The organism is Corynebacterium kozikiae (assembly GCF_024580965.1).
Lineage (GTDB): Bacteria > Actinomycetota > Actinomycetes > Mycobacteriales > Mycobacteriaceae > Corynebacterium > Corynebacterium kozikiae.
In genome coordinates this window covers 23,148-33,495 of sequence record NZ_JANIKJ010000020.1, presented here as the reverse complement: position 1 = coordinate 33,495, position 10,348 = coordinate 23,148, and the positions used below count along the sequence as shown (strand labels likewise).

Sequence of the window (10,348 nt, the reverse complement as noted above, 5' to 3'; positions counted from 1 at the left end):
CTTTGGGTTGATGAAGCAGTGGCGCGGGCTTGCGACGCGTTATGACAAGCTCGCGGTCACGTATCGCGCGGGAGTGGTGCTTGCGGCGATTCTGGTCTGGTTACGCATATAAGAGACACGCCCTAGTTTTGCGTCCACTTCAACTGCCGTTATTGCCCTCCCCAAGTAGGCCATCGGGTGAGTGAGGGCACCGCTTCCTGGTCCGATCTCAATGATGGGGCCGGAGGTTTGTTTTACAAGGTCGATGATGGAGTTGATGATCTTGTGGTCGGTGAGAAAATTTTGGCCATGTTCGTGACGGCCGTGTCCGTATGCAGACATCAGGTGTGCTCCTTGGAGTTGAAAAGGAGCCGGGCATGACAAATGACCGCCCGGCTAAAGGACCGGAGTGGTTTTTAACCTACGGGGTAGGAAACCGCCTTAGCGGTTAGAGCGCAACCGCAAGAAAGCGGTACCTGAAATCAACATGGGTCTAATTATATCCATTTAAAAGCCGCGAGCGGATGGGGGCTCGCGGTGTTGTCACTCTTCCGCCGCAGTCCCAAGCAAACAACACCAGTCACTGCAGTCACAACAGCCTCAAATGTTACACCAGTCTGTGAGTATCAACGCAAATTCCATTGCGTAAAAGCATTCACGACGAACCCAGCGAAGCGCTCATTCAGGCCGCTTAAGGGGCTTAAGGTACGCACGTGCCGGGAGAGATAGCGCGCAGCCGCGGAAGGGTTGGGGAACACCTCAACCGTGTGCAGCTTCGGATTGCTCACCGCAGCGATGGAGACGAGCGCAGCGTAATCGCGGATCTCGCAACCGAACTCGGCGCAGAACTCATCGGCCAAAATGAGCACCTGCTCTGGCGTGAAGCCCCTCATGAAAGCCTATGGTGCATGGCGCGCACCTCCGGAAGAAGCTCTGCTGCAATGGAGCGCACTTCGGCGTCGGCAAGCAGCGTTGCAGCAGCACTGATGATGGCGCGCGTGGCCGCTTCCTGCTTGCTCACGCCGGAGGCCTCGGCGAGCAGGGTGAGGGCGCGGTCTTGGGCGGGGGAGAGGCGAAGGGTCATTGCCATACCCTCAGTGATACCACTTTGATACCGTTTTGCGCGAAAAATTGCGCTCACAGGCCTCCAGAGGTGTTTGGGGAGCAAAATCCTGGAGTAGAATTGGCCAGCGAATGCAAAAAATCCACCAGAAAGGTGAGTTGTGAGCGACGACAATCAAGGCGGAGAGAGCCTGTTTGACCGCGTGAAGCCCATCGACCTCAATGAGGAGATGCAGACCAGCTACATCGACTACGCGATGAGCGTGATCGTGGGCCGCGCGCTGCCGGAGGTCCGCGACGGCCTCAAGCCAGTGCACCGCCGCATCCTCTACGCGATGTTCGACAACGGCTACCGCCCCGAGCGCAGCTATGTGAAGTCTGCCCGCCCCGTTGCAGACACCATGGGTAACTTCCACCCACACGGCGACATCGCTATCTACGACACCCTGGTCCGCATGGCTCAGGACTGGAACATGCGCTACCCCCTGGTAGACGGCCAGGGTAACTTTGGCTCCCGCGGTAACGACGGCCCCGCCGCCATGCGTTACACCGAGTGCCGCATGACCCCGCTGGCAATGGAGATGGTGCGCGACATCCGCGAAAACACCGTGGACTTTGCACCAAACTACGACGGCAAGACTCAAGAGCCGCTCATCCTGCCATCCCGCGTTCCCAACCTGTTGATGAATGGTTCCTCCGGCATCGCCGTGGGTATGGCCACCAACATTCCACCGCACAACCTCGGCGAGCTGGCGGAAGCCATTTACTGGCTGCTGGAAAACCCCGAGGCAGACGAGGCCTCCGCGCTGGAAGCCTGCATGCAGTTTGTGAAAGGCCCGGACTTCCCAACCGCCGGCCTGATCGTGGGCACCCAGGGTATCAAGGACGCCTACACCACTGGCCGCGGCTCCATCCGCATGCGCGGCGTGACCTCTATCGAGGAGGAGGGCAGCCGCCAGACCATCGTGATCACCGAGCTGCCATACCAGGTCAACCCGGACAACCTGATCCACAACATCGCTGAGCAGGTCCGCGACGGCAAGCTCGCGGGAATCTCGCGCATTGACGACGAGTCTTCCGACCGCGTTGGTATGCGCATCGTGGTAACGCTCAAGCGTGACGCAGTGCCCCGCGTGGTGCTCAACAACCTCTACAAGCACTCCCAGCTTCAAACCAACTTCAGCGCGAACATGCTCTCCATCGTGGATGGTGTGCCGCGCACCCTACGCCTTGACCAGATGCTGCGCTACTACGTGGCGCACCAGATTGACGTCATTGTCCGCCGCACCCAGCACCGCCTGGACGAGGCAGAAAAGCGCGCCCACATCCTGCGCGGCCTCGTGAAGGCCCTGGACATGTTGGATGAGGTCATCGCGCTGATCCGCGCTTCCGCAACGGTGGAAGTTGCGCGCGCCGGCCTGATTGAACTGCTGGACATCGATGAAATCCAGGCAGACAACATCCTGGCCATGCAGCTTCGCCGCCTGGCCGCCCTGGAGCGCCAAAAGATCATTGACGAGCTGGCCGAAATCGAGCTGGAAATCGAGGAATACAAGGACATCCTCGCCCGCCCAGAGCGCCAGCGCGCAATTGTGCGTGATGAGCTCAAGGAGATTGTGGACAAGTACGGCGATGAGCGCCGCTCCCAGATCACCGCGGCAACCGGCGACGTCACCGAAGAAGACCTCATCGCGCGCGAGAACGTGGTGGTCACCATCACCTCCACCGGCTACGCGAAGCGCACCAAGGTGGACGCCTACAAGTCCCAGCGCCGCGGCGGCAAGGGCGTGCGCGGTGCCGAGCTCAAGCAAGAGGACGTGGTGCGCCACTTCTTCGTGAGTTCGACCCACGACTGGATTTTGTTCTTCACCAACTTCGGCCGCGTGTACCGCCTCAAGGCCTACGAGCTGCCGGAGGCATCGCGCACCGCCCGCGGCCAGCATGTGGCAAACCTGCTGGAGTTCCAGCCGGAGGAGAAGATCGCCCAGGTTATCCAGATCCAGTCTTACGAGGACGCCCCATACCTGGTCCTGGCAACGGAGAAGGGCCGTGTGAAGAAGTCACGCCTGTCCGACTACGAGTCCAACCGCTCCGGCGGCCTCATTGCAATCAACCTCAACGAGGACGACACCCTCATTGGCGCAGCCCTGTGCTCCGATGAAGATGACCTCCTGCTGGTCTCTGAGGAAGGCCAGTCCATCCGCTTTAGCGCCAACGATGACCAACTGCGTCCAATGGGCCGCTCGACGGCCGGTGTGAAGGGTATGCGTTTCCGTGGCGACGACAAACTGTTGTCCATGACCGTGGTCCGTCCCGATGCCTTCCTGCTGGTGGCCACCACCGGAGGCTATGGCAAGCGCACCAGCCTGGAGGAATACTCTCAGCAGGGCCGCGGCGGCGTGGGTGTGGTTACCTTCAAGTACACCCCGAAGCGCGGCAAGCTCGTGGGCGCGATCGTGGTGGATGAGGATGACGAGATCTTTGCAATCACCTCCGCAGGTGGCGTGATCCGCACCGAGGTCAACCAGATCCGACCAAGCTCCCGTGCCACCATGGGCGTGCGCTTGGTCAACCTGCCAGACGGCGTGGAGCTTCTGGCGATCGACCGCAACGTGGAAGGCGAAGGCGAAGAAGAGGCCGAGGCCGTGGCAACCGGTGCAAAGACCGGCCCGAAGGAGCAGGCCGAGCTTGGGCTTGATGCACCAGATGGTGAGGAGAGCTAATGGCAGCGAGGACCGTAACCGTCACCCGCATCTCCCCGCTTTCGGCGTTTCGCACCATGCTCGCCCTCTCCCTGGTGGGGCTGGCGGTGTGGGTGCTGTGCGTAGCGCTGTTGTACTTGGGCCTCGATGCCGTGGGAATTTGGGAGCAGGTCAATCAGATCATCGGTGGTGTGGGTGGTGAACAGCTCATCACCTTCGGCCTCGTGCTGAGCATCGCAAGCCTCATTGGCGCGATCCTGGCAATCGGCCTCACCGTGCTCACTCCATTGGCAGTGGTGGTGTACAACGCCATCGTGGATCTGTTCGGCGGCATTACCCTCACCCTCCGGGAGGAGCGGGACTAGAGCCGGCAGTGGTTCCTGGGGAGCGTTTTTAGGCCCTGAACTGGCGATTTGTTTTTGTTCGCTAAAGTGGATAAAGTTCTATTTCGTTCCCAGGGCCTATAGCTCAGTCGGTTAGAGCGCATCGCTGATAACGATGAGGTCGCAAGTTCGATTCTTGCTAGGCCCACCAGGAACAACGGGGCATTAGCTCAATTGGTAGAGCATCTGCTTTGCAAGCAGAAGGTCAGGAGTTCGATTCTCCTATGCTCCACAGCGTGGCTGGGAAACCTTCGGGTTTCCCAGCCTTATCTGTTTTCCACCTGTTCTTTCCGGTGCAGTTGTGGTTCAATGCAACAAGTACTTTCCAATCTATTTTCAGGAGCACAATTATGCTGACCTCCCTTTCCTCCGCAATCACCGGCCTGGGCATCAACTGGAGCACCATCTCCTCCATCCTGAGCATCCTGCGTCTGGTGCTGCGCTTCGTGGCATAAGACCACACCCTTACGCCACTACTCGCGGACCCAAATTGCTGGCCGAAAGCACCTTGCTCTGGCCAGCACTGGGGGATTTGTTTCCTCCAAACGAGCTAGGGTAAAGTATGTGGGCACTGGGGCATTAGCTCAATTGGTAGAGCATCTGCTTTGCAAGCAGAAGGTCAGGAGTTCGATTCTCCTATGCTCCACAAATCAACCCAGGCAAAGGCCTTGCAAGATCACTTCCTTGCAAGGTCTTTGTTGTGTTTGAGGGTCCGTCGAGGGGTGGAATGGGGGCTGCGGTGTGACCTGGGAAAATGACGGATTGCAGACTTCAGGCATGACGGATTATCAATTTCGGGAATGACGGATTACGGACTTCAAGAATGACGGATTGTAGATTTCAGCAATGACGGATTGTAGACTTCAGGCATGACGGATTACAGACCTCGAGTGGTGGACGCTGAGTTAGGCCTGTGTATGGCAGCAATGGGGGCTGTATTTATTGATGGCCCCAAGGCGGTTGGTAAAACGCGAACTGCGGTCCAGGTGGCAAGGTCGGTGTTTAGGATGGACGTTGATGAGGCGGCTCGAGCGGCGCTCGAAGTTGCGCCTGAACAGTTATTTTCTTCTCCAACGCCGATCGTCTTTGATGAGTGGCAGGAGGCTCCGCGCCTGTGGAATTTGGTTCGTCGCGCGGTTGATGATCACACAGAAAAAGGTCTCTATCTCCTTACCGGCTCCTCGCGTCCGCGTGACGAGGTGCGGGTTCATTCTGGAGCTGGACGGATTGCCCGACTGCGAATGAGGCCGATGACCTTGTTTGAGACTGGGCACTCCACGGGTGAGGTGAGTCTTCAACGTCTCCTTGAAGGTGGCGATCCAGAAGGCGCAAGTTCTGGTTTGACCATCGTCGAACTGCTAGAGCGTTTGGTGATCGGTGGGTGGCCCGACTTGCTCAATGCCGGAGAGAGGGAGGCGGTATTGTGGCTCAGCGACTATTTGCGAACCGTTGTAGAAGTGGATGTACCAGGGCTAGGACCTAGGCGGAACCCGGGCAATATCACGAGACTGCTCTCCTCCCTGGGAAGGTCTGTAGCGGCTCCACTGAATCTATCTTCGTTGGCGCAAGATGTTGGTGGAGCAGACGGGCCAATCGCGCAGGAGACCATGAAGAACTACATGGATGCTCTGGAGCGCCTCATGCTCATTGAACCCATACCAGCATGGCGACCACACATGCGTTCTCGGACTCGGTTGCGTGCCTCCGCGGTTCACCACTTTGTTGACCCTTCGCTAGGGACAGCGGCTTTGGGCGTTGGGACCCATCAGCTCTTGCAAGATCTGAACGCTGCGGGTCTCCATTTTGAGTCGTTGGTTATGCGTGACCTGCGGGTCTATGGGCAACCATTGGGTGCTACTTTGGCCTCTTGGCGTGATACCCAAACTGGTCATGAAATTGATGCGGTGCTCGAACTCCCTGATGGTAGATGGGCCGGGATCGAGGTCAAGCTGGGCGAGTCTGCAGCAGATGCCGCTGCGGATTCGCTTCTGCGGATGGCAAGCAAAATCGACCAAGACAGGCACGGTGCGCCGGCAGCGCTCATTGTGGTCACCGGGGGTCGCTTCAGCTACCGGCGCCCCGACGGCGTATGCGTTGTGCCCATCACGGCACTCGGACCCTAAGTGCCGCCAGCTAGCTGTGGGTGAACTTCACCGGCGTGGCGTGCTCGACGGTGCGGGAGACGGTGCAGTCCACTTCCTTGGAGAGTTGGATCAGCCGTGGAATCATGGCTTGGGCTTGGCGGCCTTCCGGGGTGTCAGGGAAGGAGACGTCAAAATGCACCCGAATCTCGCCGAGCCGTGAGGCGCCGGATTCATTGATGCGGTCGCCCTGTGCCCGCACGGTGAAGCGTTCGGGTTCGCTGCGCCGGGAGGTCACCACGTCTACGTCGATTGCCGAGCAACCCATGATCGCGGCCAGCAGCACCTCCACGGGGCTCATGAGGCCCTCGCCTTGGCCAAATTCAATGCTTGCCCCGCTGGCATTCGAGGCCCGGTAATGCCGTGAGTGGACGCGGGACATGGAGACGTCGTATTGCTTTTCAACTTCAGTCATGGCCCTATTATGCGCGATTGATGGGATGTTGCTGTGAACCCTCTGTGATCTAGTGGACATGTCACCTTTTGGTGTTAGGGTGGGGCACACTCGAAAGGAAAAGCATGCAGAAAAAGACCATCATGATCGTGGCCGCAATCGTGGCCGTAGCACTTCTCGCGTTCGCCGTCCCTAGGTTCTACGCGGCGCGCGAATCCAGTGATGTTGCCGCACCCACCGTCTCCGCGGCGCCTGCCGACGTCACCAATGCGCCCATCACCGGATCCTGGTCCGTGGCCGATGGGTCCACCGCGGGCTACCGCCTTGATGAGGTACTTAATGGCGCTGATGTCACAGTGGTGGGGCGCACGGAAGAGGTCAGCGGTTCCGCGCAGGTGGAGGGCCAGGAGCTGGTGGCCGCCGAAATCCAAGTAGATCTCGCGAGCGTGGCTACCGATAGCGAACGCCGCGACAATTACTTCCGCACCCAGGCGATTGATACCTCTGTCCATCCTTCTGCAACCTTTGTGCTCACGCAGCCCGTGACACTGGGGGAGAGTTGGCCGCAGCAGGTGAGCTTGACCGGCGACATGCAGATCAACGGCGTGACCCAACAAGTGGTGCTGGACGCTGAGGTCACTCAGGTTTCGGGTCAGCTCCAGGTGGCTGGTGCGGTGCCGGTGACGTGGGCGGACTTTGATGTGCAAGCACCCGATTTGGGTTTTGTGAGCGTAGAGGATCAGGGAAGTGTGGAGTTCTTGGTTGTGTTGGAGCGCGCATAATGCAAAAAAATTGCGTTCCTTAACACCCTGCTTAACACTACTTAATCGATAAACATGCAGGCCAGCGAGCTTGACCCCCGGGCCTCGCCTGCGCAACGATGCATTGGTGAATACTTCCCGGACATCAATCAAAGCCGCACTGAAGGCCCCCGCCCTGGCCGCCTTGGCCGCGGTGGCCATCGTGCTCAGTGCCTGTTCTGCTACGGGCGGCGCCCCGCGTGCAACGGAGTCTGGGGGCAGCGCTGGCGGCGTCGATACGCCCCGATATGTGGTTGCCATGGTCACCCATGGCGCGCCGGGCGATACCTTCTGGGATCTGGTGCGCAAGGGTGCTGAGGACGCGGCGCGCAAAAACAACATTGAGCTGCGCTATTCCTCGGATCCGGAGGCGCCGAATCAGGCGAACCTGATTCAGTCGGCGATCGACGCCAACGTTGATGGGGTGGCCGTGACGCTTCCCAACGCTCAGGCGCTTGGCCCTGCGGCCCAGCGCGCGGTTGCTGCAGGGATCCCCACCGTGGCGCTCAACGCCGGGATGGATGCTTACCAGGACTATGACATTTCCGCGTTCTTTGGCCAAGAAGAGCGCGTGGCGGGAACGCTCGCCGGTGAGCGCCTGGCGGAGCAGGGGGCACAACATGCGCTCTGCGTGATTCACGAGCAGGGCAACTCCTCCCAAGAAGCGCGCTGTGCAGGACTTCAGGAGGGCATGGGCGGCAACGTGGAACTGTTGTACGTGAACGGCCGCGATTTGCCGAGCGTGCAGTCCACCATCCAGGCAAAGCTGGCGCAGGATCGGTCGATCGACTGGATCATGGGCCTCGTTGCCCCCGTTGCCCTGAGTGCGGTGGATGCCGTTGCGGCCAGTGGGTCACAGGCGCAAATTGCTACCTTTGACACCAACGCGGAGCTAGTCACCGCGATCACCAATGGTGAGATCCAGTGGGCAGTGGACCAGCAGCCCTACCTGCAGGGGTACATGGCTGTGGACGCATTGTGGCTGGCTAAGCGTAACGGGTCCACGGTGGGGGGCAACCGGCCGGTGTACACGGGGCCGAGCTTCGTGGATTCCAGCAACGTAAACACCATCGCTGACGCGGCAAAGCAGGGTCTGCGATGAGCACGGAAACTCTTCATAACCGACGTTCCACGTGGTTGCGTCGCCCCGAATTGGCCAGCCTGCTCGGAGCGGTGGTGATTTTCACGCTGTTCATGGTGTTCGCCCCGGCGTTTCGCTCGCTCGATGCCTTCTCCACGGTGCTCTACGCCAGCTCCACTTTGGGGATTGTGGCACTTGCGGTGGGCCTACTCATGATCGGGGATGAATTCGACCTCTCCTCAGGCGTCGCCGTGACCACCGCCGCGCTCGCCGCCACGATGCTCAACTACAACTTCCACCTCAACTCCTGGGTGGGCGCTGGGATTTCCCTGCTCATTGCCTTGAGTATTGGTGCGCTGAACGGCTTTTTGGTCACCCGAACAGGCATCCCGAGCTTCCTCATCACCTTGGCTGCATTCCTCATGATGCAGGGCCTCAACCTCGCGGTGACCAAGCTGGTCACAGGCCAAGTGGCCACGCCCACCATCGCGGACATGGAAGGATTCCCCAGCGCCCAGATGGTCTTTGCGGGTTCCGTGGAAATGTTCGGCGTGAGCGTGCGCGTGACCGTGTTCTGGTGGATCTTCTTCGTGGCCCTGGCCTCCTACCTGCTGTTCTACACCAAGTTCGGTAACTGGATCTTTGCGGTTGGCGGGGATCAAGCCTCGGCGCGTGCTGTTGGTGTGCCGGTGCGCCGCGTCAAGATTGTGCTGTTCATGTTCGTAGGCTTTGCCGCCTGGTTCGTGGGCATGCACAACCTCTTTGCTTTCGACTCCATCCAGGCCGGCCAGGGCGTAGGCAACGAGTTCCTTTACATCATCGCCGCTGTGATCGGCGGCTGCGCGCTCACCGGCGGCAGGGGCACCGCCGTGGGCACTGCTATCGGCGCGCTGATTTTTGGCATGACCAACCAGGGCATCGTCTACGCGGGCTGGAACCCGGACTGGTTCAAGTTCTTCCTTGGCGCCATGCTTCTGTTTGCCGTATTCACCAACACCTCGTTTAGCAAGTACGCAAAGGCCCGATCATGAACACCATCATTTCTTTGGAAAACATCCAAAAGTCTTACGGTGCCTTTGACGCCCTGCACGGTGTAAACCTGGACGTCCGCGCCGGGGAAGTGCTGTGCGTGCTGGGCGATAACGGTGCGGGCAAGTCCACCCTCATCAAAATCCTCGCGGGGCTGCACCAGCCAAGCGGTGGAGTGATGCGCATCGACGGCAACGAGGTCATCCTGGATTCCCCGCGCGCCGCCCTGGACCTAGGCATTGCCACTGTGTATCAAAACCTCGCCGTGGTGGGGCAGATGTCTGTGTGGCGCAACTTCTTCCTTGGTCAGGAACTCACCGGACCGCTCGGCCGGCTGCGCAGCGCCGAAATGCGCGAGATCACCGCCCAGGCGCTCAAAGACATGGGTATCAATCTGCCCAACGTGGATGTGGAGATTGACGCGCTCTCCGGCGGCCAGCGCCAGGTGGTAGCGATCGCGCGCGCCATGCACTTCGGCGCGCGAGTACTGATTCTCGACGAGCCCACCGCCGCACTGGGCGTCAAGCAGTCCGGCATGGTGCTGAAGATGGTGGCCACCGCAAGAAAGCGAGGCGTTGCCGTGGTGCTCATTACGCACAATCCCCACCACGCCTACCTAATTGGGGATCACTTCACCGTGCTTGGCCTCGGTAGGCAGATTTTGGATGCGCCGCGTGCGGAAATCGCCCTTGAGGAACTCACGCGGCAAATGGCTGGCGGGGGCCAGTTGGAGGCCTTGAGCCACGAACTGGAACGCTAAAAAAGCAATGTTTCACG

General features: G+C 59.8%; 11 protein-coding genes, 3 tRNA genes and 1 pseudogene. 10 read left to right on the top strand and 5 right to left on the bottom strand.

Going from position 1 to position 10,348, the window contains the following annotated elements; all coding sequences use genetic code 11:
• Positions 1–123: 123 nt before the first annotated feature.
• The 4 genes and pseudogenes from NQ018_RS09920 to NQ018_RS09910 all read right to left on the bottom strand — a co-directional run.
• Positions 124–321, bottom strand: a pseudogene (locus NQ018_RS09920) (rRNA adenine N-6-methyltransferase family protein); the annotation flags it as partial.
• A gap of 99 nt (positions 322–420) precedes the next feature.
• Positions 421–468, bottom strand: a complete 48-nt coding sequence (locus NQ018_RS11650) for an erythromycin resistance leader peptide (RefSeq protein ID WP_011152926.1) — start codon at positions 466–468, stop codon at positions 421–423.
• A 137-nt stretch (positions 469–605) separates the two neighbouring features.
• On the bottom strand, positions 606–872 hold the full coding sequence (locus NQ018_RS09915) for a TetR family transcriptional regulator (RefSeq protein ID WP_257060724.1): 267 nt from the start codon (positions 870–872) through the stop codon (positions 606–608).
• Complete coding sequence (locus NQ018_RS09910) at positions 869–1,069, bottom strand: CopG family transcriptional regulator (RefSeq protein WP_257038603.1); 201 nt, start codon at positions 1,067–1,069, stop codon at positions 869–871. The genes NQ018_RS09915 and NQ018_RS09910 overlap by 4 nt, the downstream gene beginning before the upstream one ends.
• Positions 1,070–1,202: 133 nt before the next feature.
• Between NQ018_RS09910 and gyrA the strand changes: the two genes are divergently transcribed.
• The 6 genes from gyrA to NQ018_RS09880 all read left to right on the top strand — a co-directional run bounded on the left by gyrA (position 1,203) and on the right by NQ018_RS09880 (position 6,249).
• On the top strand, positions 1,203–3,764 hold the full coding sequence (gyrA, locus tag NQ018_RS09905) for a DNA gyrase subunit A (RefSeq protein WP_257052483.1): 2,562 nt from the start codon (positions 1,203–1,205) through the stop codon (positions 3,762–3,764).
• Positions 3,764–4,108 carry a DUF3566 domain-containing protein gene (locus NQ018_RS09900; protein ID WP_257038601.1) on the top strand — a complete coding sequence of 115 codons (345 nt, stop codon included), beginning with the start codon at positions 3,764–3,766 and terminating at the stop codon, positions 4,106–4,108. Before gyrA ends, NQ018_RS09900 begins: the two co-directional genes overlap by 1 nt.
• 92 nt (positions 4,109–4,200) lie before the next feature.
• Positions 4,201–4,277, top strand: a tRNA-Ile gene (locus NQ018_RS09895).
• An 8-nt stretch (positions 4,278–4,285) separates the two neighbouring features.
• Positions 4,286–4,358, top strand: a tRNA-Ala gene (locus tag NQ018_RS09890).
• Positions 4,359–4,699: 341 nt separating this feature from the next.
• A tRNA-Ala gene (locus NQ018_RS09885) sits at positions 4,700–4,772 on the top strand.
• Positions 4,773–4,995: 223 nt separating this feature from the next.
• Positions 4,996–6,249: an ATP-binding protein gene (locus NQ018_RS09880; protein ID WP_257060722.1), complete on the top strand. Its 1,254-nt coding sequence runs from the start codon at positions 4,996–4,998 to the stop codon at positions 6,247–6,249.
• A 10-nt stretch (positions 6,250–6,259) separates the two neighbouring features.
• On the opposite strand, the gene NQ018_RS09875 is transcribed toward NQ018_RS09880, so the two are convergent.
• Complete coding sequence (locus NQ018_RS09875) at positions 6,260–6,682, bottom strand: OsmC family protein (protein ID WP_257038600.1); 423 nt, start codon at positions 6,680–6,682, stop codon at positions 6,260–6,262.
• A 104-nt stretch (positions 6,683–6,786) separates the two neighbouring features.
• Here NQ018_RS09875 and NQ018_RS09870 point away from each other — a divergent pair, with 104 nt between their 5' ends.
• From NQ018_RS09870 to NQ018_RS09855, 4 genes are all read left to right on the top strand, one after another.
• The gene (locus NQ018_RS09870; protein WP_257060720.1) at positions 6,787–7,443 is read left to right on the top strand and encodes a YceI family protein; all 657 of its coding nucleotides are present in this window, start codon (positions 6,787–6,789) and stop codon (positions 7,441–7,443) included.
• Positions 7,444–7,570: 127 nt separating this feature from the next.
• A complete protein-coding gene (locus NQ018_RS09865; protein ID WP_257038660.1) occupies positions 7,571–8,563 on the top strand; it encodes a substrate-binding domain-containing protein in 993 nt (330 codons plus the stop codon).
• The gene (locus NQ018_RS09860; RefSeq protein WP_257060716.1) at positions 8,560–9,573 is read left to right on the top strand and encodes an ABC transporter permease; all 1,014 of its coding nucleotides are present in this window, start codon (positions 8,560–8,562) and stop codon (positions 9,571–9,573) included. The genes NQ018_RS09865 and NQ018_RS09860 overlap by 4 nt, the downstream gene beginning before the upstream one ends.
• Positions 9,570–10,331 carry an ATP-binding cassette domain-containing protein gene (locus tag NQ018_RS09855; protein ID WP_257060714.1) on the top strand — a complete coding sequence of 254 codons (762 nt, stop codon included), beginning with the start codon at positions 9,570–9,572 and terminating at the stop codon, positions 10,329–10,331. Before NQ018_RS09860 ends, NQ018_RS09855 begins: the two co-directional genes overlap by 4 nt.
• The last annotated feature ends 17 nt before the right edge of the window (positions 10,332–10,348 follow it).

Bases quoted from the DNA above. Each gene is read 5' to 3' on its own strand.
- NQ018_RS09875 (WP_257038600.1), bottom strand. From the start codon at position 6,682: ATGACTGAAGTTGAAAAGCAATACGACGTCTCCATGTCCCGCGTCCAC.
- NQ018_RS09880 (WP_257060722.1), top strand. From the start codon at position 4,996: ATGACGGATTACAGACCTCGAGTGGTGGACGCTGAGTTAGGCCTGTGT.
- NQ018_RS09860 (WP_257060716.1), top strand. From the start codon at position 8,560: ATGAGCACGGAAACTCTTCATAACCGACGTTCCACGTGGTTGCGTCGC.
- NQ018_RS09870 (WP_257060720.1), top strand. From the start codon at position 6,787: ATGCAGAAAAAGACCATCATGATCGTGGCCGCAATCGTGGCCGTAGCA.
- NQ018_RS09910 (WP_257038603.1), bottom strand. From the start codon at position 1,069: ATGGCAATGACCCTTCGCCTCTCCCCCGCCCAAGACCGCGCCCTCACC.
- NQ018_RS09855 (WP_257060714.1), top strand. From the start codon at position 9,570: ATGAACACCATCATTTCTTTGGAAAACATCCAAAAGTCTTACGGTGCC.
- NQ018_RS09915 (WP_257060724.1), bottom strand. From the start codon at position 872: ATGAGGGGCTTCACGCCAGAGCAGGTGCTCATTTTGGCCGATGAGTTC.
- NQ018_RS09900 (WP_257038601.1), top strand. From the start codon at position 3,764: ATGGCAGCGAGGACCGTAACCGTCACCCGCATCTCCCCGCTTTCGGCG.